Origin of the sequence: Phaeodactylibacter xiamenensis (genome assembly GCF_000759025.1) — a bacterium.
GTDB classification, from domain to species: domain Bacteria; phylum Bacteroidota; class Bacteroidia; order Chitinophagales; family Saprospiraceae; genus Phaeodactylibacter; species Phaeodactylibacter xiamenensis.
This window is the reverse complement of sequence record NZ_JPOS01000029.1, coordinates 133,103-158,420: the sequence shown is the minus strand read 5'-3', so window position 1 is coordinate 158,420 and position 25,318 is coordinate 133,103. Positions and strand designations below refer to the sequence as shown.

At 52.2% G+C, this 25,318-nt stretch carries 23 protein-coding genes; 12 read left to right on the top strand and 11 right to left on the bottom strand.

What is annotated here, in order from left to right:
* Positions 1–3: 3 nt before the first annotated feature.
* From pfkA to IX84_RS30935, 3 genes are all read right to left on the bottom strand, one after another.
* Entirely contained in the window at positions 4–972 is a 969-nt protein-coding gene (gene pfkA / locus IX84_RS11815) for a 6-phosphofructokinase (protein WP_044220544.1), read from the bottom strand.
* A gap of 79 nt (positions 973–1,051) precedes the next feature.
* Entirely contained in the window at positions 1,052–1,837 is a 786-nt protein-coding gene (locus IX84_RS11810) for a hypothetical protein (RefSeq protein ID WP_044220540.1), read from the bottom strand.
* Positions 1,838–2,009: 172 nt separating this feature from the next.
* Complete coding sequence (locus IX84_RS30935; protein WP_052515962.1) at positions 2,010–2,603, bottom strand: FKBP-type peptidyl-prolyl cis-trans isomerase; 594 nt, start codon at positions 2,601–2,603, stop codon at positions 2,010–2,012.
* Positions 2,604–3,061: 458 nt separating this feature from the next.
* On the opposite strand from IX84_RS30935, the gene IX84_RS11800 reads away from it, so the two are divergent.
* The 7 genes from IX84_RS11800 (at position 3,062) to IX84_RS11770 (ending at position 11,080) form a co-directional block, all read left to right on the top strand.
* The gene (locus IX84_RS11800; protein ID WP_044220537.1) at positions 3,062–4,537 is read left to right on the top strand and encodes a sodium:solute symporter; all 1,476 of its coding nucleotides are present in this window, start codon (positions 3,062–3,064) and stop codon (positions 4,535–4,537) included.
* Positions 4,538–4,803: 266 nt separating this feature from the next.
* Positions 4,804–5,793: a beta-ketoacyl-ACP synthase III gene (locus IX84_RS11795; RefSeq protein ID WP_044220534.1), complete on the top strand. Its 990-nt coding sequence runs from the start codon at positions 4,804–4,806 to the stop codon at positions 5,791–5,793.
* 125 nt (positions 5,794–5,918) lie between these two features.
* Positions 5,919–6,485, top strand: coding sequence for an elongation factor P (efp, locus tag IX84_RS11790; protein WP_044220531.1), 567 nt, complete (start codon positions 5,919–5,921; stop codon positions 6,483–6,485).
* Positions 6,486–6,490: 5 nt separating this feature from the next.
* Positions 6,491–7,057: an acetyl-CoA carboxylase biotin carboxyl carrier protein gene (gene accB, locus IX84_RS11785; RefSeq protein WP_044220528.1), complete on the top strand. Its 567-nt coding sequence runs from the start codon at positions 6,491–6,493 to the stop codon at positions 7,055–7,057.
* Positions 7,058–7,125: 68 nt separating this feature from the next.
* Positions 7,126–8,487 carry an acetyl-CoA carboxylase biotin carboxylase subunit gene (accC, locus tag IX84_RS11780; protein ID WP_044220785.1) on the top strand — a complete coding sequence of 454 codons (1,362 nt, stop codon included), beginning with the start codon at positions 7,126–7,128 and terminating at the stop codon, positions 8,485–8,487.
* A gap of 96 nt (positions 8,488–8,583) precedes the next feature.
* Positions 8,584–9,234 carry a hypothetical protein gene (locus IX84_RS11775; protein ID WP_044220525.1) on the top strand — a complete coding sequence of 217 codons (651 nt, stop codon included), beginning with the start codon at positions 8,584–8,586 and terminating at the stop codon, positions 9,232–9,234.
* 16 nt (positions 9,235–9,250) lie between these two features.
* Positions 9,251–11,080 carry an ABC transporter ATP-binding protein gene (locus IX84_RS11770; RefSeq protein WP_044220523.1) on the top strand — a complete coding sequence of 610 codons (1,830 nt, stop codon included), beginning with the start codon at positions 9,251–9,253 and terminating at the stop codon, positions 11,078–11,080.
* A gap of 255 nt (positions 11,081–11,335) precedes the next feature.
* On the opposite strand, the gene IX84_RS11765 is transcribed toward IX84_RS11770, so the two are convergent.
* Complete coding sequence (locus IX84_RS11765) at positions 11,336–12,148, bottom strand: universal stress protein (RefSeq protein ID WP_044220520.1); 813 nt, start codon at positions 12,146–12,148, stop codon at positions 11,336–11,338.
* 58 nt (positions 12,149–12,206) lie between these two features.
* Positions 12,207–13,088, bottom strand: a complete 882-nt coding sequence (locus IX84_RS11760; RefSeq protein ID WP_044220518.1) for a universal stress protein — start codon at positions 13,086–13,088, stop codon at positions 12,207–12,209.
* A gap of 303 nt (positions 13,089–13,391) precedes the next feature.
* Here IX84_RS11760 and IX84_RS11755 point away from each other — a divergent pair, with 303 nt between their 5' ends.
* The 5 genes from IX84_RS11755 (at position 13,392) to IX84_RS11735 (ending at position 17,146) form a co-directional block, all read left to right on the top strand.
* On the top strand, positions 13,392–14,171 hold the full coding sequence (locus IX84_RS11755) for a HipA family kinase (protein WP_044220515.1): 780 nt from the start codon (positions 13,392–13,394) through the stop codon (positions 14,169–14,171).
* Positions 14,161–14,544 carry a DUF3037 domain-containing protein gene (locus tag IX84_RS11750; protein ID WP_044220512.1) on the top strand — a complete coding sequence of 128 codons (384 nt, stop codon included), beginning with the start codon at positions 14,161–14,163 and terminating at the stop codon, positions 14,542–14,544. The genes IX84_RS11755 and IX84_RS11750 overlap by 11 nt, the downstream gene beginning before the upstream one ends.
* 99 nt (positions 14,545–14,643) lie before the next feature.
* Complete coding sequence (locus tag IX84_RS11745) at positions 14,644–14,988, top strand: c-type cytochrome (protein ID WP_044220511.1); 345 nt, start codon at positions 14,644–14,646, stop codon at positions 14,986–14,988.
* 19 nt (positions 14,989–15,007) lie between these two features.
* A complete protein-coding gene (locus IX84_RS11740) occupies positions 15,008–16,096 on the top strand; it encodes an anhydro-N-acetylmuramic acid kinase (protein WP_044220508.1) in 1,089 nt (362 codons plus the stop codon).
* The gene (locus IX84_RS11735) at positions 16,097–17,146 is read left to right on the top strand and encodes an NAD-dependent epimerase/dehydratase family protein (protein WP_044220507.1); all 1,050 of its coding nucleotides are present in this window, start codon (positions 16,097–16,099) and stop codon (positions 17,144–17,146) included.
* On the opposite strand, the gene IX84_RS11730 is transcribed toward IX84_RS11735, so the two are convergent.
* The 6 genes from IX84_RS11730 to IX84_RS11705 form a co-directional block, all read right to left on the bottom strand.
* Positions 17,106–18,257, bottom strand: coding sequence for a multinuclear nonheme iron-dependent oxidase (locus tag IX84_RS11730; RefSeq protein WP_044220505.1), 1,152 nt, complete (start codon positions 18,255–18,257; stop codon positions 17,106–17,108). The two genes, IX84_RS11735 and IX84_RS11730, sit on opposite strands and share 41 nt — an antisense overlap.
* A gap of 2 nt (positions 18,258–18,259) precedes the next feature.
* Positions 18,260–18,454: a chryseobasin-related MNIO class RiPP peptide gene (locus IX84_RS11725; protein ID WP_044220502.1), complete on the bottom strand. Its 195-nt coding sequence runs from the start codon at positions 18,452–18,454 to the stop codon at positions 18,260–18,262.
* A gap of 168 nt (positions 18,455–18,622) precedes the next feature.
* The gene (locus IX84_RS11720; protein ID WP_044220499.1) at positions 18,623–19,537 is read right to left on the bottom strand and encodes an SUMF1/EgtB/PvdO family nonheme iron enzyme; all 915 of its coding nucleotides are present in this window, start codon (positions 19,535–19,537) and stop codon (positions 18,623–18,625) included.
* A 46-nt stretch (positions 19,538–19,583) separates the two neighbouring features.
* On the bottom strand, positions 19,584–20,636 hold the full coding sequence (locus IX84_RS11715) for a phytase (protein WP_052515972.1): 1,053 nt from the start codon (positions 20,634–20,636) through the stop codon (positions 19,584–19,586).
* Positions 20,637–20,701: 65 nt separating this feature from the next.
* Positions 20,702–23,593, bottom strand: a complete 2,892-nt coding sequence (locus tag IX84_RS11710; protein ID WP_044220494.1) for a TonB-dependent receptor — start codon at positions 23,591–23,593, stop codon at positions 20,702–20,704.
* Positions 23,594–23,691: 98 nt separating this feature from the next.
* Positions 23,692–25,314: a T9SS type A sorting domain-containing protein gene (locus IX84_RS11705; RefSeq protein ID WP_081968720.1), complete on the bottom strand. Its 1,623-nt coding sequence runs from the start codon at positions 25,312–25,314 to the stop codon at positions 23,692–23,694.
* Positions 25,315–25,318: the final 4 nt, after the last annotated feature.

Genomic DNA, 25,318 nt, shown 5'->3' with positions numbered 1-25,318 from the left:
TGATCAGGATAGTATATCAACCATTTCCAGCAGCATTGGGTTGATCTCATTGTGATACTTGATGGCCTGTTCGAAGGGGGTATGCACAATTTCTCCATTGATTTCGCCAATCATGACTCCTGACTTTCCTTCCAGAAGGGCATTGACTGCAGCAACGCCCATACGGCTAGACCGCACCCGGTCCATACAGGTTGGGCGGCCGCCCCGTTGCAGGTGTCCCAGGATCGTGACTTTGGTTTCGTAAGGGCAGTGTTTCTTTACCTCCTCCGCGAGCTTAAAAGCGCCGCCGCTTTCATCGCCTTCCGCCACCACTACGATGCTGGAATTTTTCTTGTTGCTGTAGTTGCTGTTGAGGGTATCGATCAGGTTATTGACATCGGTTTTGCTCTCTGGTACCAGCACGGCTTCTGCGCCTGTGGCCAGACCGACATTCATGGCTATGAAACCTGCATCCCGCCCCATTACCTCTACAAAAAACAGGCGGTCATGAGCATTGGCGGTATCCTTAATGTTGTCAATGGCGTTCATTGCGGTATTGATGGCAGTATCGTAGCCAATCGTATAGTCAGTCCCGTACAAGTCGTTGTCGATCGTGCCCGGGCACCCTACCATGTGGATATCGGGGTATTCTTCCATAAAGATGCGGGCACCAGTGAAGCTGCCATCGCCACCAATCGCCACAATCCCGTCGATATCGTTGGCACGCAGATTGGCGTAAGCTTTGGCCCTTCCCTCAGGGGTACGAAAATCCTGGCTGCGGGCAGACCGAAGGATAGTACCTCCCAGCTGAATGATGTTGCTCACGGAATGGGCTTCCATTGCCCAAAAGTCACCTTCTATCATTCCCTGATAGCCCCTGCGGATACCTACAGCCTGATGATCGTGCCGCAAAGTCGTACGCACAACCGCCCGAACACAGGCATTCATGCCAGGCGCATCGCCTCCGGAAGTAAAAACAGCTATTTTTTTCATGGTCTGATCATGTTTCTGGTTTGGCACGAAAGTAAGTGTAAGGCAAACACCAAGTAATGACTTTCGTCAAAGGGCACCTTTATTGATACTTCCGGCGGACCAAGCGGATAAAATCGCGGGCGGTGTCCTCTTTTTCGTCAGCGCCCCAGTCGTAGCGTTGTGCCATTTGGACAATCAGGTCCCGTGCTTCATCCATGCTGTTCATTTGATTGAGGCGGCCCAGCGTGTCGTTCAGGGCATTGAGGTCGCGGCCAAAGAGCTCATTCATGTAGAGCAGGCGGTCGTTAATGGCGAGAGCTTTGGTCAGATCGTGAACAGGCCGCTCGCTCAACTTTTCCGACAACTCAGTGGCTTCCTTGAAAGCAAAAAGATGCTTCAGGTTGGCGGGGATATCCTGCCGGGGGGCGGCTGGAGCTACTGGTTCAGCAACCTTAACGGGTTCGGGTTTCTGCGGCTCCGGGTCTGGCTCAGGCTTTGGTGGCGGTGGCGGGGTTGGCCGGGGATCAGGTTTGGGCTCCGGCTCTGGCTTGGGCTGAGGGCGGGGCTCCGGGCGGGGTTGCGGCTGCGGATTGGGCCGGCGGGTAGGGTCAGGCTTTGGCGCACTGTAATTGTCACGCGGCGCATCCGGAATTTCGATGATCCGGGGCGGCGTGTAGTTCCGGCGTACCGGTGCTTTTTCCCGAACGGGTTCTTCTGCTACGCTACTGGGAGCAGTGGCCCCGCTAATAAAGTGCTCATAAAACTGCTGGATATAGCCCCGCATCAGGTCTCGTTCAATTAACGAAACATTAGAAGCATCTCTTTCGAGGCTGTGGAAAAGATCATTGATTTTTTCCAGTGTAATTTTCGCTTGTCTAAGGTCCATAGATTGCTTTCCGGTTAAGTAGTTTCCTAAACTTGTCTGAAAACGCTGGCTAATGCAACGCGCCTGGTTTTGTCAGGCAATGCCCTTCGTTCAGACAAACACTCTAATATAAAGAATCGGGTGAAGCTGGCAATTGTTTGTCCGCCCCCCCCTTAAGCTTCGTTGAAAAAGATCAGTCTGGCTTTTCTTCCAGTCCCAACACTTCCACTTCAAAGACCAGGGGCGTATCGGGCGGAATGAGATAGCCATCCTTACCATCAGGCACTCCCCGCTCCTTATAGCCCAGATGAGAAGGCACAAAGAGCTGAATACGCCCGCCTTCTTTTACCAGTTGCAGCCCTTCGTTCCAGCCGTCAATCATATTGCCAATGTAAAACTTCATTGGGCGGCCTTTCCGGTAGGAAGAATCAAAAACCCTGCCATCAAGCAGGTAACCTTTGTAATGGGCACTGAGGTAATCGCCCCATTCCAGCGGCTGCCCGTTGCCCGGGTCCAGTATCCTGTAAAACAAGCCGGAGCGGGTCCGCTGTAGTGGGATAATCTCATCAATCGCATAGTTCACAATCGCATTTTGCTGTTGTTCTGCCAGCGTAGCGGGCTCTCCGATCAGGTAGGCCGACAGCTGCATAATAGCTTCGTCTTCATTCACCACGGGCGCATTACCGGGAGGCGGCTCCCGGGTTTGTTCATCATTTCCGGTACTACCTCCCCCAGAACAATTGGCCAGGGCAACCGCCAGGAAGAAGAGTAAGGCCAGACGTTGCATAGTTTCAGGCTTTTGGTCAAATATACACTTTCTATTCAGGAACCTGATGCGCCCCCGCGTTTCAATTCCCACTTTATACTTCCCGGGCTGCAATGATCGTTCCCCCATTACTCCGGTCTTCCATTTGTCCGAGAATCTGCTATATTTGCCGTGCCAGACCCACTTGTTAGACTATGTTGGGAATTCGCTTTTGGAGCGAATGTAGTCAAATTTTATTCTGAACAAGGCGGGATGAAGGAGCCTAGCCTAAGCTAAGCGACTGAAGAGCAACGAAGTTCAGGATAAAATTTGGCAAATGCAGCCCAAAGGGTGAAATCCCAACATAGTCTTAGACTAAAGACGGCCCCGGTTAGACGTCCTGGATCAAGGAAAACCAGGGGCTCATTTTTAAAAACGGTAACGACTATTAATCCGGACCGGGCTGCTGTAAGCAAGTGGAAGCCACCAAGATAAAACCTATGCTAAGTCAACTGACGCCAACTATCATACTCGGGATCATCGCCCTTTATTTTTTAGTGCTGATTTCCGTTTCGTATTTCACCGGCCGCAAAGCAGGGAATGCTGAGTTTTTCCTGGCGGGGCGCAACTCTCCCTGGCCGCTTGTGGCCATCGGGATGATCGGGGCAACGCTCTCAGGCGTCACCTTCATATCCATACCGGGCGTAGTGGGTGCCGGGGGAGAAAACCAGGCGTTCTCCTACATGCAGATGGTCTTTGGTTATATTCTAGGCTATGTAGTCATTGCCCAGGTGCTCCTGCCGCTGTACTACAAAAAGAATCTGACCTCTATATATGGTTACCTGGAAGAGCGGCTGGGGCTGGAAGCTTATAAAACCGGTGCCGCTTACTTCCTGCTTTCCCGTACCATAGGCGCTGCCTTTCGGCTTTACCTCGTGGCTATTGTGCTGCAGGCCTTTGTGCTGGGCCCCTTCGGCGTGCCTTTTTTCGCAACCGTTGCCGTAACGATTGTGCTGATCTGGGTTTACACTTTTAAAGGGGGCATCAATACCATCGTGTGGACAGACACCCTGCAAACTGTGGCCATGATCTCGGCGGTTGTCCTTACCATCATATTCATTGGCAAAGCTATGGAAACCGATATCGGGGGCATGGTCGCCATGGTACGCTCCAGCGATTATTCTCAGATGTTTTTCTTTGAAGGAGGCTGGAATGACCCCAACAACTTCTTCAAACAGTTCATCAGCGGAGCGCTCATTACCATCGTGATGACAGGCCTCGATCAGGATATGATGCAGAAGAACCTGAGCTGCCGCAATATTGGCGATGCCCAGAAAAACATGTATGTATTCAGCAGTGTACTGGTGGTGGCAAAGTTCCTGTTTCTTTCTCTGGGAGCACTGCTGTACATCTACGCTGCAAGTATTGGGATCGATATACCTGAGCGGACCGATGAGCTCTTTCCAATGATTGCGCTCAACCACCTGCCGGCAGCGGTAGGCATCTTTTTTGTCTTGGGCCTCATTGCTGCGGCTTACTCAAGTGCAGACTCCGCACTCACTGCGCTGACGACCTCCTTTTGCGTGGATTTTCTGAATTTTGAAAAGAGCGATGCATCAGAACAAGACAAGCAACGCACCCGCCTTTATGTACATATTGGCTTCTCCGTACTGCTGCTGATCATTATCGTCGTTTTCAATGCCCTGAATAATAAGGATGTTATCAGTCAGCTGTTCAAGGCAGCCGGGTATACCTACGGTCCGATTCTCGGATTATTTACCTTCGGGCTGCTCACCAACCGCCGGGTGAACCCACGTTTAGTCATCCCGGTTTGTGTTGCTGCCCCTGTGTTATCTTACGTGCTAAACGCCAACTCTGAGGTGCTCTTCATGGGCTTCCAGTTTGGCTTCCTCATTATCGCCCTCAATGGCTTGCTGACCTTTGCCGGGCTTTGGGCAATTTCGGAAGAAGCTTAAAGGAGGAAAACGCCTTAACCGGTTTACTCTGATTCAATAAATTGCCTGATCCCCAAGATTTTCCTACCTTGCTGCCCATTTTAGGAGTGGCCCTTACTAAGGGCCATGACAACAAAACGGATTAGCAACAATTACCAATCTTTGATAAATCCCATGGGTCATTGACGAAGCTGAAGGCAAAAGCGCATGAAATACGGCTCTTTTAAACGGTTGCCAGCTTTTCAAAACCCGGGCGTACATCAAGGATTACAATCTACCAAGGAACTATGGCAAAAACACAAGCTGCCATTACCGGCGTTCAGGGATATTTGCCGGACTACATCCTGACCAACGCCGAACTGGAAACCATAGTCGACACGAACGACGAGTGGATACGCACCCGCACCGGCATTGAGCAGCGGCATATCCTAAAGGGGGAAGGGCAAGGCACTTCGGTAATGGGCATTGAAGCCGTAAAGGGGCTGCTTGAAAAGACCAATACCGATCCCGGCGAGGTAGAGCTTGTCATTTGTGCCACCGTTACCCCTGATATGGTTTTCCCGGACACGGCAAATATCATCGCTGACGAAACCGGCATGAAAAATGCTTTTTGCTACGATATCCATGCCGCCTGCTCTGGCTTCCTCTATGCCCTGACTACCGCCGCCCGCTTCATCGAGGCTGGTGCGCACAAAAAAGTAGTCGTCATTGGGGCAGACAAGATGTCTTCCATTGTAGACTATACAGACCGGACAACCTGCGTCATCTTTGGTGATGGTGCCGGTGCCGTGATGCTGGAAGCTACAGAGGAGCCGGTTGGCGTGATGGACTCCCTGCTTAAGAGCGATGGCTCCGGCCGGGTTTATCTGCATCAGAAAGCAGGAGGTTCCCGTTATCCGGCGACCGCCGAAACGGTGGCCAACCGGGAGCACTTTGTCTTTCAGAATGGCCGCCCGGTGTTTAAAGCTGCCGTATCCGGCATGTCAGATGTGGTCACTCAGGTAATGGTCCGCAATAACCTAACGAATGACGATATTGCCTGGCTGGTCCCTCATCAGGCCAACAAGCGTATCATCGAGACGGTAGCCCGCATGGCGGACTTCCCGATGGAGCGGGTGATGGTTAACATACAGAAATACGGCAATACGACTGCTGCCACCCTGCCGCTCTGCCTGTGGGACTGGGAAGATCAGCTTCAGAAAGGGGACAACATCATCCTGACCGCATTCGGGGGCGGCTTCACCTGGGGAGCAATCTATATCAAGTGGGCTTACTAAGCCGAATAGCACCGAGCCTTCTGCCCGGCAGGAGACCTCCTGCTTAAGGCCTCGTTTCAAGTCCTTGGATTTTTCTATCTTTGCATCGCAATTTGAATACCAAATAAAAACGCAAGCTATAGCAAATGGCTACAACTTCTGACATCCGAAAAGGCATGTGCATTGACTTCAATAATGATATCTTCACCATTATTGAGTTTCAACACGTTAAGCCAGGAAAAGGTGCGGCATTCGTACGTACAAAAATCAAAAGCCTGACTTCCGGAAAGGTTTTGGATAATACTTTCTCTGCCGGTCACAAAGTGGACGAAGTGCGTGTGGAGCGCCGCAAATTCCAGTATCTTTACAGCGACGACATGGGTTACCACTTCATGAATAATGAAACCTATGAGCAGGTTGCGCTTAGCGACAATATCGTAGAGCATGCCCATTTCCTTAAAGAAGGCATGGAAGTAGACGTGATCTATCACGCAGACCGCGAGGTGCCGCTGACCATGGAGATGCCTCAGTACATCATTCTGGAAGTCACCTACACAGAGCCTGGTGTTAAGGGCGATACAGCCACCAACACCCTGAAGCCAGCTACCGTTGAAACCGGTGCGGAAGTTCGGGTCCCTCTGTTTATCAATCAGGGCGACAAAGTGAAGATTGAGGTTGAAACCGGCGCTTACATGGAACGCGTAAAACAATAACACCTATGACTTTTAAGGACATCCAAGAGTTGGTGAAGCTCATCAACAAATCCAACCTGACCGAATTTAAAATGAAGGACGGAGAGTTTGAGCTTTCCATCCGGACCAACAAGCATCAGAAGGCTAAGCCCAGGGACTATGCTTCCGGCACAGCACCGGCTCCTTCTGCTCCTCAGCCTACCGCACCGATCATTCAGATGTCTCCGCCCGTGCAGCAGCCTTACCCGCAGGCGCCACAGCCTGCTCCTGCGCCTCCGGCACCAAAGCCACAGGCAGAGCCTGCCAAAGCAGAAGCACCAGCCAGTGAGGCCAAAGCAGAGGATTCCAACTACCTGGAAGTCCGGTCTCCGATTGTCGGTACTTTCTACCGTTCTTCCAGCCCGGAAAAGCCGCCTTATGTAAAAGTGGGTGACGCGATTGAGGTTGGGCAGGTCGTTTGCATCGTGGAAGCTATGAAACTCTTCAACGAGATCGAGTCCGAAATTGCCGGCAAGATCGTTAAGGTAATGGTTGAAGATGCACAGCCGGTAGAGTATGATCAGGTACTGTTCCTGGTTGACCCTAAGGGCTAGTTGCTGTTTGAAACACCTATCGCTGCAAGGGCAATAGCCCTTTGCTGCTCATCCAATTGAATGGTTTTATGTTTGAAAAAGTACTCATAGCCAACCGTGGCGAGATTGCCCTGCGAATCATTCGCACCTGTCGGGAAATGGGCATCAAAACGGTGGCGGTCTATTCAACTGCCGACAAGGAAAGCCTGCACGTGCGCTTCGCTGATGAAGCGGTCTGCATTGGCCCGCCTGCCTCTGCCGAGTCTTACCTGAGCGTACCAAGAATTATGGCTGCGGTAGAAATCACCAACGCCGATGCGGTACACCCAGGCTACGGATTCCTAGCTGAAAATGCTGATTTTGCCGAAGTTTGCGCCGAATACGGTATCAAATTTATTGGACCCACCCCTGCACAAATCCGCAAAATGGGGGACAAAATCACGGCCAAAGAGACCATGATCAAAGCAGGAGTCCCGGTCATCCCCGGCTCCGATGGGCTGGTCAAGGATACCAAATCCGGCCTCAAAATCGCTAAAGATATCGGCTATCCGGTCATCCTGAAGGCTACTGCCGGCGGTGGCGGTAAAGGGATGCGGATTGTCTGGGAAGAAAAGGAGTTTGAGCCTAACTGGGACCGTGCCCGTCAGGAAGCGAAAGCGGCATTTGGCAACGATGGCATCTACATCGAAAAGTTCATCGAAGAGCCCCGTCATATCGAATTCCAGATTGCTGGTGACCAAAAAGGCAAAGTCGTCCACCTTTCCGAACGGGACTGCTCTATTCAGCGCCGCCACCAAAAACTGGTGGAGGAATGCCCCTCTCCTTTTATGACCGATGAGCTCCGGGAGAAAATGGGCGATGCGGCTGTAAAAGCAGGAGAAGCTATCAAGTACGAAGGCGTGGGCACCGTGGAGTTCCTCGTAGACAAATACCGGAACTTCTACTTCATGGAAATGAATACCCGGATTCAGGTAGAGCACCCGGTCACAGAAGAGGTAATCGACCATGACCTGATCAAGGAACAGATCAAAATCGCAGCGGGTGAGCTCATCAAAGGGGGCAACTATTATCCCAATGCGCATGCTATGGAGTGCCGGATCAATGCAGAAGACCCCTTCAATGGCTTCCGTCCAAGCCCGGGCAAAATTGCGTCTTTCCACAGCTCTAAAGGGCATGGCGTTCGGGTGGACACAAGCGTATACGCTGGCTATACCATTCCACCTTATTATGATTCCATGATTGCCAAGCTCATTTGCCGGGCTCCAACCCGCGAAGAGTGTATCAAGAAAATGGAGCGTGCACTAGATGAATTCATCATTGAAGGCGTGAAGACCACCGTCCCTTTCCATCAGCAACTGATGAAGGATGAGCGTTTCCGCAACGGTGACTTCCACACCGGCTTCCTTAACGACTTTGAACTGAAGCCCGAGGAGCCTAAGAAAAAGAAGTAGGCAACTGCCTACCCCCTACTACAAAACAACAGGTTTGCCTGGGAAAATAATAAGCCCGGCAAGCCTGTTCTTATTTACAGACCAAAACATCGCACTATGAGATCCATTTTCCTGCTTTTACTTGCCCTGTCCTTTGCAGTTTGCAGCTGTGGCGGCAGTTCCGAAGCTTCGGGCGAAGCCTCCACCGCAACCGAAACCCCCACCGCAACCGAAAGCACCTCCAATGAAGCCTCTGCCCCTGAGCCCGCCGAAATGACCCGGCAATCGGCACCTCCGGCTACCGGCCCTTTTGAAGAAAAACTAACGGAAGGTACTGTTTCCTTCATCGTGGAATCCCCTAACAGCAGCTCAAATTATTTCACCCTGAATACAGAAGGTATGAGCGTGCGCAATGAGGAGACCAAAATGGAAATCAACGGTGCAGTGGTACGCGCTCAACTTGCCGACCTCAACCAGGATAGCTACCCGGAGGTTTACATCTTTACCCGCACGGACGATGGTACCAAAGAAGTATATGCCTTTGCTTCCTACCGCAACCGCTCCTACGGGCAGATTTACATGGCGGAAGCAGAAAACACTGCCAACCAACGGGGCCGCGAAGGGGTTGAAACGTTCGAACTTACGGAAACGGCTCTGCTCCGGAAGTTCTCCACGCCTCAAAACGGTCAGCGCAACGGCAATCCTCAAATGATAACCTACGCCCTGAAAAAAGGAGAAACCAGCTATCGCCTGGAACCCGTAGAATAGGCACACCAAACTCACTATGAAAAAAGAACGCAGCAGCTTTTGGCGATTGCTCGGCTACATGCGCAACTATAAAGCGTATGTAGGGCTCAATATTTTCAGCAATATTATGACAGCGCTGTTCACAGCCCTGAGCATCCCCTTGCTGGTCCCTTTCCTGGAGATCCTCTTTGACCGGCGGGAGCTGGTTATGGACAAGCCCACTTTTGGCTGGGATATCGAAAGCGCCACGGCCTCCTTCAACTATTACATCAGTCAGCTGATTGTGGAGCAGGGTAAGGAAGCTGCACTGGTCTTCGTCTGCGTGGCTATTTTATCGGTTTTCCTGCTCAAAAACCTATTCCGGTACCTATCCCTTTTCTTCATGGCACCGGTTCGCAACGGTATCATCCGCGACCTGCGCGCGCAAATGTACGATAAGGTGATGACCCTCCCCCTGGCCTACTTCAGCGAGGAGCGCAAAGGCGACCTGATGTCCCGCATGACGAGCGACGTACAGGAAGTGGAATGGAGCATTCTCAATGTGCTGGAAGCCGTATTCCGGGAGCCCCTCATCATCATAGGGGCGTTGGGGTTCATGGTATATGTAAGCCCGGCACTTACAGGTTTTGTCTTTCTGCTGATGATCTTCACGGGCGTGGTGATCGGTGGTATTGGCCGGCGGCTCAAGAAAAAATCAGCGGATGTACAGGACCGACTTGGCAACCTCGTCGCCATACTTGATGAAGGCCTGGGCGGGCTGCGGATCATCAAAGGGTTCAATGCCGAGCACTATCAAAAAGAAAAATTCCGGAAAGAGAATGATGGCTACCGGCATTCGCTCACCCGCCTGCTGTGGAGGCGCGACCTGGCTTCTCCACTTTCAGAATTCCTGGGCATTGGCACGGTGGCAGTCCTGCTGTGGTATGGCTCCCGTCAGGTCTTTAGCGGACAGCTGGATGCGGAGACTTTCCTGACGTTCATTTTTGCCTTCTATAACGTCATTGACCCGGCCAAGAAATTATCAAAGGCTGTTTACAACGTCCAAAAAGGCGTGGGAGCTATGCGCCGCATGGAAGCCCTGCTTGATGCTCCTGTCAACATCAAAGATGCACCCGATGCTCTCCCCCTTGCGGGCTTCCGGCACAGTATAGAATACCGTAACGTCACCTTCGCTTACCGCAACGATGAGGGCCCTGTGCTACAAAATATCAACCTGAGCCTTCCCAAGGGCAAAGTGGTGGCGCTGGTGGGTGCCTCCGGGGCAGGGAAGTCAACCCTGGCTGACCTACTCCCCCGGTTTTACGACGTGGAGGAAGGAGAGATTCTCCTGGACGGACAGAATATCCGCCAATACCGCCTTCGCGACCTGCGCAGCCTCATGGGCATTGTGTCTCAGGAAGCCATTCTCTTCAATGACAGCATTTACAACAACATCGTCTTCGGCATGGAGGGGGTCACGCAAGAACAGGTGGAAGCTGCCGCCCGGGCAGCCAACGCGCACGACTTCATCCTGGCTTCCGAGCAGGGTTACCATACCAATATCGGGGACCGGGGCAGCAAACTGAGCGGGGGGCAGCGGCAACGGCTTACAATTGCCCGCGCCATTCTGAAAAACCCACCTATACTTATTCTGGACGAAGCGACCTCTGCCTTGGATTCCGAATCCGAGAAATTAGTCCAGAAAGCCCTGCTTGAGCTGATGAAAAACCGGACCTCCATCGTTATTGCTCACCGCCTGTCTACCATACAGCACGCGGATGAGATCATTGTAATGCGGGACGGGCAAATCATGGAGCGGGGTACGCACGAAAGCCTGTTGCAGAAGGACGGGGAGTACCAGAAACTGGTGGAGCTGCAGGCGTTTTAAGGAGACGCTTTCGAGTTTAAGCGCAAAAGGGAAGAAGGGCTTCGCAAAGAGCGCCAAGTTAACGGCCCTAATCAGGAAACGCTGCGTACTTTGCGCCATCCTTCGCGAACGCTGCGTGAAACCCTCAGTACAACCCAAAAAAAAAGCCCACACAAAGGCGGGCATTTTCAAACAAATCGTAATCCTAATTTTTGACCTTAATTAACCACTCTGTCAATTGCAATAACCGTGCCAAAAACAAGGAAACCCGATGGGTCAGCCCCTGAAAACCAATAAAGGCACCTTTGTATGGAAAGCCATCTGCTTCGTAAAGCTACGATGGAAGAGGCGTTCCAGCAGGCGGCGGTTGGGAACGAACAACGCCAGTGCATCTATGTCCCGCTCAGCGATAAAGGCATTGATGCCCTCAGCAGGGTTGGGATTAGCCACTACTGTGAAATCGGAGAAAGGAAGCGGGTACTGATCCACCATTTTATAGGCTTCTGTTTTGGCAGCATCCACCTCCCTGTCCACATGTACGAAATGGACTTTCGCTTTAAGTCTGGCCGCCAGCTCCGTCAGATTCGCCACTGCTTTTTCATCCTTTGGCTCGAAGTCCGTGGCATAGGCGATATGACTAATGGGGCGCACCGGTGCACTCTGCGGCACAGCGATTACCGGGCAGGGCGCATTCATGAGGGTATGGGTGGTAACGCTGCCCATCATCTGCTGTACGGGGCTGCGCTCCCCTTTCGTACCCATCACAATAAGCTGATGCCCACCTCTTCCGGCGACATCAATGATCTCCTGATATACAAACAGGCCATAATCTGCCCGCAACTGCCCAATACGATTGGCAGGGGCTTCCTCCGCCAGTTCTCCCAGGTGTTGCATCACCTCCGCTCGTTTTTCCCTCAGGAGGCTATCTACCTGATGAGGAGCTACACGGCTTGTATCGCCAACTGGCAGGTGGTAAACACTCATGAGGTCAAGAGCTGTATCCAACTTGTCAGCTAGCAGCAGCGCGTACTGAAAGGCATGGTGAGCTGCCGGAGAGAAATCGGTTGGAAAGAGAATATTATGGCGCATCGGCTACTTTTTTTAAAGCGCCAGGCAGAAGGACCTTCCCCCGCCTGGCTTTATGAAATCAAAAGGATAATTGTTGTTGTTTTCTTTCTATCGGTGCCGGCGTATCTATTTCATCCATATAGTCCACACTCAGCACGGGGATGTCAGAGTGATTGACCAAAGCCTCCACGTTGCTGCCGCTGAGCATACGCCGCAACGGATGACGGTGGTGATTGGAAATACCAATCAGGCCAGCCCCGATCTTTTCAGCGAACGCCCGTACGCCCCGGTCTACACTGAAGTTGCGGAACACATGCGTCTCACACCGGAAGGGCGCGCACAGTCCCCTGAATTCTTCCATGGCTTGCCGGCTTAGAATGTAAGGAGGATCGAAGAAAGAAGAGGTGTGGATTTCCACCAGATGAATCTCCGGTACAAAAGGCTTGACAAACTCCTTGAACTTCAGGAAAGCCTCCCGCTCCTTTTGGTGGAAGGAGGACGCGAAGACCACCTTATCGAAATTGATGTGCTCAAGCGGCTCCTTGACCACCAATACCGGGCAGTGCACTTCCCGCACCACTTTCTGGGTGTTGGAACCGATGAAGTATTCATTCTTGCCACTTGCACCGTGGGAACCCATGACTACGAGGTCTGCCGCAGCGTGTTCCACGTACTCCGCCACAGACTTGGGCAGGGCGCCACTGCAAACGGTGGCCTTTACCTCCAAATTGGGGTAAGCATTGCTCAAATCCTGCAATTGCAGCTGAGCATTTGCCACCATCTGCTGTATATCCGGGCGCATAGAGCGTTGTTGCTCACTCCAGTCATCCCAGCCATCAGGCAGGTTCATGCAATGCAGTAAATGAAGCTGGGCATCAAGCCGGCGGGCGAGTTGCGCAGCGGCATCTGTCGCGTACCGGGCACAAAGGGAAAAATCGGTAGGGCTGAGTATGGTTCTCATGGCTTGCAATTTGGTCGCGCAGCTGCACAGGCAGTGGCTTCGGTTAAGGAATCAGGACGGGTTAGATCCTACCATAAGTTAGGCAATTGTTGCCCAGGCTCGTGTGAAAAAGATCACTGTTCAGGGTGACATTTATCAGGGTCTTAAAGACGGATACCTTACAGGGCCCCCTTCCACAGTTGGATTTACTTTTATTTCCTTTTCCCCGTATCTTTGGAGCCCTGAAAATCTGTGGCTGAGCGATTGATCACCCGGAAAAGCAGGACAAGCGGGCGCACAGCCAGCACAAACCCTAAACAGGACATGAGTAATATAGAAGTGAGAACCGTTGATGTGGTGCAATACCTGAAGCCCCTGAGGGAAGGCGGCTCTTTGCCCGCTATTGTGGAAGCCGATGACGAGTTTCTGTACGTCCTGAAATTCCGGGGGGCCGGACAGGGCAAAAAAGCCCTGATTGCAGAGCTTATCGGAGGGCTGCTGGCTAAAGCGATCGGGCTGAATGTGCCGGAGGTGGTTTTCATGAACCTCGACGACTCGTTCAGCAAGACGGAACCAGACGAGGAAATCCAGGATTTGCTGAAGTTTAGCGTTGGGCTCAACCTGGGTCTGCACTTCCTTTCCGGGGCCATCACCTACGACCCCCTGGTGTCCGAGGCGGATTCCTATTCCGCTTCCAAGGTGGTTTTGCTGGACAGCCTGATCAATAATATCGACCGGACTGCAAAGAACACCAACCTGCTCAATTGGAACAGGGAGCTATGGCTAATTGACCACGGTGCCAGCCTCTACTTCCACCACAACTGGAAAAACTGGCGTGATTACCTCCCCCGGACTTTCCCCAATGTGAAAGACCATGTCCTTTTGGCAAAAGCCAACCACCTGCCTGAGGCATCCCTGGATATCCGGGAAGCCATCGACAAAGCAAAAATCACCGAAATCATTTCCGTCATCCCCGAAGAATGGCTGACAGAAGAAGATATGGAACTCACGCCCGGCGAGAAAAGAAGCGCTTACCAGGAATTCCTGAACGCTAAACTGGATAAAATTGATGTACTGGCCAAAGAAGCTTTAGATGCAAAATAGAGTAACCTACGAATACGCGGTGGTCAGGCTGGTGCCCAAAGTAGAGCGGGAGGAGTTCCTGAACATTGGCGTCATTTTGTTTTCCAAACGGAAGAAGTTCCTGGGCATCAGGTTCCAGATAGATGAGGCAAAGGTCAGGGCCTTCTCAAAGGAAATTGACGTATCCATGATCCATCGCTACCTGCACGCCTGGGAAGCAGTATGCGCGGGAGGGCGGCAGGGCGGCAAGATTGGCGAACTTGACATGGCCTCCCGTTTCCGGTGGCTGGTGGCCGCCAGAAGCACGATTATTCAGAGTTCTCCTACCCACCCCGGCTTATGCCACGATCCCGAAGCGGTACTCGAAAGACTATACCAAAGGTATGTGCTGTAACCTGAATACCGCCCTGCCAGGTGCTCATTTTTCCATAAACCCGTTCCAGGTACCAACCTACCCCACTCTATTTTGTTAATTTGCCAAAAAATAAGATCAATGAGAAAAGGATTGGTATTTATAGCTATTGCCGCATTCGTCTACGCCTGTGGTGGCAGTAGTGCTCCTGCTGAAAGCAACTCCAGCGCCGGTGCAAAAGCTGTAGCAGCTGTAGCCAAACCAGATGGTGAGAAGATCTACAAGCAATACTGCGTCACCTGCCATGGCCTATATGGGGATATGGGTGCAAGCGGTGCTTACAACCTGCAGGAATCGGCACTCACCCTGGAAGAGCGCATCAACGTCATTACCAACGGCCGCAAAGCCATGACCGCCTTCGAAGCACTGCTGGACGAGAAAGAAATCAAGGCAGTCGCCAAATACACCATGAAGCTTGGGGAATAGGCACACCATACTCGGCATAATGTCTGGTAGCTCTCTGGATGGGCTGGATTTGGCGCTTTGCACCTTTGAGTTCAATGGCCAGGCACTTCAGCATTGGGAAGCCCTTGCATGTGAAGCCCGCCCTTTCCCGGAGGACTGGGTTCGGCGGCTACGCGCACTCCCCGCTGGTACTGCCCGGGAGCTGGCGGTAGCTCACGCCCAGTTCGGGCAGCTCCTGGGGGAGCAGGCGAAGGCTTTTCTGGAGGCACAGGCTGTAGAAGCTGATGCTATCGCTTCCCATGGGCACACGATTTTCCACTTTCCGGAATCCGGCGTTTCCACACAAATCGGGGACGGCGCGGCCATCGCGGCAATCACCGGGCGCCCCGCTATCGACAACTTCCGTATGCAGGACGTTGCACTTGGCGGTCAGGGTGCACCTATAGCCCCTGTTGCGGACCAGTACTTGTTTCCTGAGCAGACCTTTATGCTAAACCTGGGCGGCATTGCCAATATCAGCGCCCGAACGGAGCAAGGTTATGTGGCCTTTGATTGCAGCGGGGCGAATCAGGTGCTCAATGCCCTGGCAGAGGAAGCCGGGCAGCCTTACGACAAAGGAGGTTCCATAGCCCGAACGGGAGCACTGCTACCTGACTTGCTGGACCAAGCGATGGCTCTACCTTATCATCAGGCGGACTTCCCAAAATCGCTGGGCAACGACTGGGTACAGGAACAACTGCTCCCCCTCTACACGGATTACCCGGCTTCTGTGGCAGACCGCCTGCACACCGCCTGCTGGCAAATTGCACAAAGTGTTGACGATAGCATCAGCGCTATAGCGAAAAAAGCCAAACTGCAACCTGAGCCTCATACCATACTGCTTACCGGTGGGGGGGCTTTCAATACATTCCTGGTGGAGTGCATCCGCGAGAAGTGCGAAAAAAACCGTTCCTTAGCTGTAGAAGTGCCTTCACCCCTAATTATCGAATACAAAGAAGCCATTTTGATGGCCCTCATGGGAGCACTGCGCCTGGAAAGCCTGCCCAACACCCTGCCTACAGCTACTGGCAGTACTGCACCAAGCTGCGGTGGCGGGCTGCATACACCGCCCAAAACGCATAACCGCTAAATGGATAAAAACAGCTCCATACTCATCACCGGTGCCACCGGATTTATCGGTTCTCATCTGCTGCAACAGCTCCTGGTGGATGGCTTTGACCGTATCCGGGCCTTCCGCCGGCCGGGCAGCCCAATGGACTTGGTGGATGACCTGGCGGAGAAAGTAGAATGGGTTGACGGCGATATCCTGGATATTTTCGCGCTGGAACGAGCGATGGAGGGCTGTGACTATATTTTTCACTGTGCGGCTGTCGTCTCCTTTGATCCGGCTGATGCCCGGCACCTGCGCACCGTCAATATCACCGGTACGGCCAACGTGGTGAATACAGCGCTTAAGCTGGGGATAAGGAAATTGCTGTACGTAAGTTCAATTGCGGCCCTGGGCCGGACCAAGCAGGGCATTACCATCACCGAAACCGCCAAGTGGGAGCGCAGCCCCTTCAATACCCGGTATGCGGTCAGCAAATATCAGGGCGAGATGGAGGTGTGGCGCGGCTTTGCCGAAGGGCTGGATATTGCTGTAGTCAATCCTTCCATTGTGCTCGGAAGTGGTTTTTGGGAAAGCGGCCCGGCACATTTCTTCTCTATGGTCGACGAAGGCTTCCCTTTTTATCCTGTAGGTACGACTGGCCTGGTGGACGTACGGGATGTAGCCTGGTATATGGTCCGGCTGATGGAAAGCGATATCAAAAACGAGCGCTTCATCCTCAATGCGGAGCACTACCCTTATAAGCAATTGCTAACGGAAGTGGCAGAAGCACTGAGCGTAAATCCGCCTAAGTACAAGGTCGGAAAAATCCTGCGCGGTTTATCCTGGCGCCTGGCCTGGCTGCAAGCTAAACTGACCGGCAAGCGCCCCTTCCTTACCCGGGAAACTGCCCGGAATTCGAGCTGGGTGTTCTACTACGACAATCAGAAATCGCTGCAGCACTTCGATTTTACGTACACGCCCATCGCTCAGACCATCCGGGAGACGGCCGAAGCTTACCGGCAGTCAAAAGGCCAGCAAGCGGTGCGCCTTAGCCCCAACCGCCCTTCCATTTCTGAGCAATCCGCCTAGCGGTTTCCAGCATATCGTCTTCCCAGTTTTCGACGTTCCAGGCCGTCTCTGCCAGAGGCGAAGCGGACAATTGTGTGCGGGCATCCCTCAGGCTTGCTGCATTTTCCAGTATTTCTGATAAGGCCTGCTGCTGTTGGTGCAGGGCTTCATCAGACCGGGGCGTAGCCGACGGGGTGAAAGCTGGTGGTTGGAAATCGTTGGCCGGGGCGGACGTTTTCCCTGAATGGTTTTGGCGTTTCAGTATGCCGTGCATGGTGCGAAAGTCAGCTTGAAAAGCCCGCTGCTGTTCCGGTGTTTCCAGTGCCCCTCCGAGCTGTTCCAAAACGACATACTTCAAATTCGGGCACTTCGGGAGGGCTTTTTCTAACAAGTCAAATACCGCCTGAGGCACCGTTCCATCGTGGGTATCCCGCCGGATTTGCCGATTGCGCTGCCCTGCTGCCGGTTCCCAACTACCACCGGAGAGGTGTATTTCCCGCACCCGATGCAGGGGCATCAGCCGGAGCAGTTCCTCCGCCGATTGACGGAAGTTGTGGAGCTGGCAGTACAGATTATGGAGGTCCAAAATGATAAATCCATTGATTGGTTCCAGTAATTGCTCCAGAAAGTCGCCGTGGCGCTTCACTTCATCGAGTGTATAGGCGAAAGCGAGGTTTTCCAATCCCACCGGACAGCCAGCTGCTGCGCTGATGCGTTGGAGACGGTCCCGGCCAAGCTGCAGGGTTTGAGGTGTGAAAGGTATACCCAGGGGTGCCCCCTTGTGAAAATCCGCACCAGTCATGAAGCCAAAATGCTCCGTCACATGATCAAACCGGTACACTTCAGAAAGTGCCTTGAGGCGGTCGAGCCATTGCTGCTGCTCCGCACTCCACCGGCCGGAAAAGAGTGAGAAAAAGACCCCATGGCCCACAAGCCGCCCCTCCTCGCTGTAGGCCTGGATGAGGGCGGTAAACCAGTCCGGTATTTCCGGAAACGAAAAAAGGGCATCGAAGGACCACTCCAATGCCTCCACCTGCCCTGCTGTGAGCAAAGGGTGAGCGGCCCGCAGCAGGTTGGTGTCCAAATTACAAGCGAGGGTAGCGCGTGGGCGCTGTAAACCGGAATATTCCATACTTAGCCCATTCCGCAAGCCGGGCAATTGTACCAGGGCTTGTCGCCATCATCCGTTGGGCAGCGGTCATCTTCGGCTGCCTTTTCGGTGTCGGGCTTGACCTCATCGGAATTGTCAAGCAGCATACAAGATGTGGCGCTGCTGCCCAGGGCAACCCCCAGCGCGATGGCTTGAAGCAATGATTTGGATACTTTCATGGTCAAAAGGTTTTAAAAATTAAGTCAGGTGATTTCAGGGGAACGACCTGCTGTGGCAGGCTTCCGGGGGTACAGATGTAGGGGAAGGGCAAAAGGGTTGGGAGTGCGCACCGTTTTTTTTCAAATTATTCAATTTGTGCTGGTTCGATTCAACCCGCCCCCTAATGATCAGTATCCCACTTCACGGTACTCCGCCACTAACCGGAAACCGGTCCAGGCATTAGGTTTATCAGCCCGGAACAAAACATACTGAGCAACGTCAGCAGGCTTATGAAACCAACTTCCTCCCAGGGTAACGCCCGGAGTGGCTGACCATTCTGCTACATTGCCGCTTAGGTGCCGGATATACTTGAGGCTATCCGGCAAAATCCCCGAGCCGGCGCTCGCCACAGGAAGCCTTATAACTCTCTCCTGTGTACAGGGATTTTGCCCGGCGTTAACGGGCTCTTCACAATCCAGCTGGCATTCTTTCTGATAACGCCTCAGGACTTCTTCGTTGTAAGCTTTGGCTTTTTTCCAGTCTTCTTCAGAAGGGAGCCGGTAGTGAATGTAGCGGGCGAGCGCGGGGTGGGGCGCACACCGACGGTATTTTCCGGATAAATAGCGCTCTATCGTAAAATGATTGCGAGGCCCCGGATCCGGATGAAAAGGAATTGCCTCAAAGTGGCGTAAAATCAGTTCCAGTATTCGGTCCGCCCGCCATTTTGCGTAAGCTACAGCCTGGGCACGGCTCACCCCAACTATTGGGAAATTAGCATATGGGCCTGAGGTAAAATACTCCTTCTCCAAACGCTCTAAACATCGATAGGGCACTCCCCATACGGAAGTCAGGGGTAACGCTGCTTTAAATTCAGCAGACTTAGTACCATATACATCGCGTATCCAATGCAGGTACTCCCACCAGTCCCGAACGGTTATTTCCTGTCTGTCATAGAATAAGCCCGGAGCGATCTCTACGCCACCGGGAGGGAGAATAAACGTTTCAAATTCTTCTGCCGACCACTCCAGGGAGACCTTTCGCGTACAGGTCGTTAAGCAGATCGCCGACAGAAGGCTCAGACTGAACAGAAAGCGCTTTTTCATAGCAGCAATGTTTGCTTAAATATAGAAAAAGCGCCCACTTTTCAGGTTATTCAATAGCCAGTTTTCTCAAATCGTAATAATGAAAAGTCGTGTCTTCAGACATGGCAATGAAGACCCCCTTTGGGAAATACGGCCCCAGTGGTTTAGCCAGCAATTCACATCCATCAGTTTCTACGGTCGAAAGCTTCCAATTCGTTAGCAGCTGATGGGCATGTTGTTCCGGGTTCCGCGGATAAACGTTAAAACTTAGGTCCTGCTGATTGGAAACCACAATATACCCTGTTGAATCTGAGGTAGGCCAAAGGGCAATGCCCTCCCGATCATCCTTAAAGTCTTCGGTACCGAACAAAGCCAGTTCTTCTTCTCCCATAGCAGGGTCAGCATAATACTTTCGGATACCCTTCATTTCGTCTGAGTAGTAGACATATCCCATGGCATCGTCTACCATAATAGCTTCAATTTCACTTTCGCCACCGGAGAACTGCCCAAACTGGCGCAGCAGCTCTAACTTCAGCTGATTGGAATCGCCTGGCAGGATCGCATACTGGGCCAGATAATTCCCATCCGTAGGCCCTTGCTTACGGCTGACAATCAGGTGAACCTCGCCAGTATCCGGCTTTTTGTACAACGCCACCCCCATTGGCAGGCGCATTAGAGAGTCGGATTCCATTTCAAAGACAGGTATCCCACCCCCATCCAACGGTTGCAGCTCCGGAACGCTGAAAATCCGCACCAGTCCAAGAGGCCGTTCAACGGTCACTGCGACATCTGTGGTCATAGAATCGCTAAGAAGGACATCGTATTCCACGTCAACATTATTTGGATAGGACAGCCCTCGAACGGTCAGGCTGTCAATAATACGCCCTTTGAGATCAAAAACATACAAACCGCCACCGATTTCCTTGTCTGTACCCAGCACCAGGCTTTGGGCAGGGTCGTCGGAATTGTACCAGATTGCGGGGTCGTCCGTGTCAAATTGTACCGGCTCAGTCTTCAGAGTGGGCACGATTTTTTCATGGGATTTGTCTTGTACCTCCTCTGTCGGAGCGTGGCAAGCGGTCACCCAAAAAAGCAAGAATAGGTAGAGTAGGTTTTTCATGTTCATCTTATTTAGCGGGGAGGCTGTCCCCATCATTTGACCCTTTCCAGAGCACAAATGATTATTTATAAACTAATCCGAAGACCCGCGCGCATCCACCAGGAATAAAACTCCTGCTGCTTGATAACATCAGGGGTGCCCAGGTAGAAGCGAAGGGGCTCATTGGTAATGTTGATCCAATCTGCGAAGAAAGTCAGCTTATCATTCATCTGGTAGTTCATGGTTAAATCGAGGCGCAAGGCTTCGTCATAGTATTCGTCGAGGTCGGGGTCCGGCCCGATTTCCACGAGAAAATCATCCTGGTAGTTGGCTGTCAGACGAGCAAAGAATTTTGGGGAATCATAGAACAACGCGACATTGGCCGTGTGCGCCGCTTGCCCGGGCAGCTCGATCTCTTCCCGGTCTTCTTCCGCAAAGAAGTCACTCAGGTCATCCTCCAGCGGATCAATAATAATGGCTTCTGCATAATTGGCAGGCACCCGGCGGGGCAGGTAAGCACGGGAATAGGTGTAAGTATAATTGGTAAACAGTCCAAAATTGCTGAAAAAGCCACTGAAGAAATCAAATTTGAACTGTGCCTGGAACTCTGCTCCCAGCACATCCGCATCCTGCCCGTTGAGGGGCTTGGTAAATTCAAAAACCGGGAAGTTACCAGAGCCGGGCGCACCTTCACGGCCAAAACGTTTGTAGGAAAAGACGAAATCATCAATGCGCTTATAGAATAACCCACCGGAGAATATACTAGAGCGGTAATAACGCTCAATCATCAGGTCGACGTTGGTAGAGCGGGGGAAGTTGAGGTCAGGGTTACCAATGCTAACCTCGTTGCGGTCTTCCTCGCGGGAAGGAATAACGTCTACGTAGTTAGGCCTTGAGTAGGTATAAGTGAGAGCCGCGCGAAGGTTGACATTTGGCGTAAGCCCGTACTTCAACTGAATTTGAGGCAGCCAAAACTCCTGGACCCGACGGTTGTCAATGGTATCCACCCCGATAAACCGGTTACCGTTCAGAATGACTCCAAAACCACGGTTGCGGGTCACATCTGTACGCTCAAAACGCAGGCCGCCCAGGATCATTAGCCGCCCAATATCATGGCGGAGCATACCGTAGGCCGCGTAGATATCCTCAGCGTATTCGTAATCCTGATTGTAGGAATTTTTCCGGGTCTCATTGCGGCTGAAGATGAAGTATTGCGGGAAAAACTCATAAAAGTCCCGAAGCTTGTCCGCCGAGGGCATATTTTGCAGTACATAGCCCTGATCGAGCAGATTGTCCTCATAGAAGTCATCGGCTATTGCCACCAAATTCAATGGATCACCTGTGCCGGGGTAAAGAATCGATTCTTCCCGGTAAGCTCCAAAGGTTTGACTGCGAATATCCTGTGTTTTTACCCGGGAACGTATCTTGCCTCCGAACTTAAAATAGCCCTCTTGCCCGTTGTTGAATTCATAAGGAATGGTGACATTCACCCTTGGGGTATACAGGTCTTCCCGGGTATTTGTATTTTCCAGCAGCATTTCATCCAGCTCGAAGTTTTCGTAGTCGGTTGCATTGGCGGCATTCGTCTCGTTGGGATAAGTCGCACGCGGGTAGTCCGGATCGGATACATCGAAATCAATCGTGATGGCCTGCCCGGGGCTCTCAAAGCGGGCTTCCAGGCGATTGGGCTCCCGCTCACTGGCCCGGGCGTAAAACATCTGGTAGTCTATGGTGACCCGGCCAATTTTATGCTCCCCGCCCAGGGCGATGGTACTCAGCTGTTGCTGCTTGATGCGGTCCCGAATATCATGGTCAATGCCCCCAAACAGAAAATAATTAGCATTTAGGGGGTCTTCCAGGTCATAAATCAGCCTGCGACGGGTCTCATTATCCGTGAAGCTATTGTACATGGTTTGCAAATACAACTTCGAGTCTTCACTAAACTTGTAATCGAGGGTAGGAGCCACACTAATCCGGGTCCGCTTGATGTCATAATGGCGCAGCTGTGCCTCTCGGTAGTGCACAAAGAAGTTGTCCTGTCCTTCCTGCTGATCATCATCATTGAAGAATGGCCCTTTGGCAAACTTATACTCGATATTGTCGGAGCCCTGGTTGTTTTCAAAAAAGCTACCGGTAATCTGGAACCCCAACTTTTCGTAGCGCTGCCCATAGGAAAACTGCATATTATAGTTGGGCGTTTCCCGCAGGTTGTTGTAGCCGCTGGCCAGGGTGGCACGGATTTGAGGCTTACCGCCCTGTGGCCCTTTGGTTTTTATATTGACGGAACCACCGATCCCATCAGCGTCCATATCGGGTGTCATCACTTTGGTGACTTCCACCGCTTCGATCTGATCGGAAGGAATGATGTCCATGCCCACATAGCGGTAGCTGCCTTCGGGAGAGGGTACCTGCTCTCCGTTGATATTGAAGTTGGTCAATTCAGGCGGGGTGCCACGGAGTTGAACAAAGCGGCCTTCGCCCTGATCCCTCTGCAAAGTGATGCCTGGTATGCGTTGCATCACTTCGGCAGCATTGAGATCTGGAAACGTCACGATCTGCTCGGCCGTAACGATGTTCTTGATGTTTTCCGCCTGCTTCATATCAACCATTGCCCGGATTTGTCCCTCCACGATTCCGGTAACCACCACTTCATCCAGCTCAACCGAAGAAGGCTTGAGGCGAATGATGACAGGTTTGCCTGAGACAAAATTGGGGGATAAGGTTTGAGGCTCATAACCAATGTAGGTGACAACAATCCTGGCATCCGCGTTTTCGATATTTTTGATGGAAAAACGACCGTCGGCGTCCGTGTTTTCGCCCAGGGAGGTATTTTCTACCGCTACACTTGCACCGACGAGGGGTTCGCCGTTGCTGGCATCAATAACCCGGCCTGATATGCTCAGTTGTGCCTGTAGTTGGGCTGCGCTAAAGAGCAGGCAGAGCGCGACCGGCAATGCTTTAAATATGAGTGTCCGCATGAGGATATAGATTTAAACAGCAATGCCTGTAGAGCCGGCTAAAAGCCGGTTCTACAGGCGGGAAAGCAGGATAACCAATGGCTACTCCCGGAAAATGCTTACTCGATGATTAACTTTTGCGCATACAGCTTGCCATTCTGACGAGCCTGCAGGTAATACATGCCTTTGGCAAAACCAGCGATGTCAATTTGCTGCTGCTGCCCCCAATCACTTTGGTGCTGACGCATCAGCTGCCCGTTGCTGTTGAACAACAGGATAACCGATGGTTCGTCTGTGTCCAATTCTACGGTAACCATCTCGGTTGCCGGGTTGGGGAAGACTTTGAGTGGCTCAACAGCAGGTGTAAACACTTCCCGGACTGATGTTACATTAGGAGAAGAGTAGTATACATATAGGCGTGGAACGCGCTCCGGCTTATTTTGACCGTCGCCCCCGTCTTCTGGATCGGCGATGTTTTCGTAGGATTCAAATTCACGGGCATTTTCTACCTCGCTTGCGCCCTGGTTTCGGCCCTCGATAATGAATGCAATCGCATTTCCAGCATCCCAACCATCCCGGTCTACAAGTTCCTGCACAATGCTGGATAAATCCGGCGTGCGGTGCTTAGTCCACAGCCCCCACTCTTCTGCCACGGTCCATTCGACCACGGCATTGGTGTAGGTACGATCTGTGATGAGGGCGTCTTCAGTGAAGGTTTCAGCATCGTCCACGTCATTGCCATAGATAGTCAGCTCCGCCACATCTTCAGCAGTCTTTGCCTCATGAGAGTGGACTTCAATGAAAGCAGAATCGATACGGGCACCTTTGGGGATGCACAGGTTTTGGAAACGCAGGCCACAAGAGAGGACGTTGAAGTCTTCGGGCGCTCCTTCCCAGCCGGCATCAATGTCATCGTCAAACAAGGCATCAATGGCATCGTTTTCCTGCTCGGCATCATCGGATGAGGCGGCAAAGGTTACGCCTTCATCGGTGATCGTGTCTGTAGCTACGATGGGGATTTGCAGTTCTGCGGATTCTACAGTGTAATAAATGAACAGTTGCGGTATACGCTCCGGCTTGTTTTGGCCATCGCCTCCATCTTCAGGGTCAGCAATATTCTCAAAAGATTCAAATTCGCGGGCATTCTCCACTTCGCTTGGGCCCTGATTTTCCCCCTCGATGATAAAGGCCAGGGAATTGCCAAAGTTCCAGCCGTCCCGGTCAATGATTTCCTGAACGATATTGGAAAGGTCCGGCGTACGCTCTTCAGTCCACAGGCCCCATTCCTCAGCTACGGTCCATTCTACGCGTTCCTGAGTGTAAGTACGGTCGGTGATGAGGGCATCCTCGGTGAAGGTTTCGGCATCATCAACATCATTGCCGTAGATAGTGAGTTCCGCCACGTCTTCGGCAGTCTTCGCTTCGTGTGAATAAACCACGATAAAGGCAGAGTCAATACGAGCTCCTTTCGGGATGCAAATATCGCGGAAACGGAGACCGCAGGATAGAATATTAAAGTCTTCAGGTGCGCCTTCCCAACCCGCATCAATATCGTCATCAAACAGCGCATCAATGGCATCGTTCTCCTGTTCTGCATCATCAGAAGAAGCAGCGAAGGTTACGCCTTCATCTGTGATGGTGTCAGTCGCCATGATATAGCGGGAAAACTCTAGGCTTTGTGCATTGACAGACTGCAATGCCAGCACCATAAGAGTCGTGAGTGTAAGTGTAATTTTCTTCATTTGT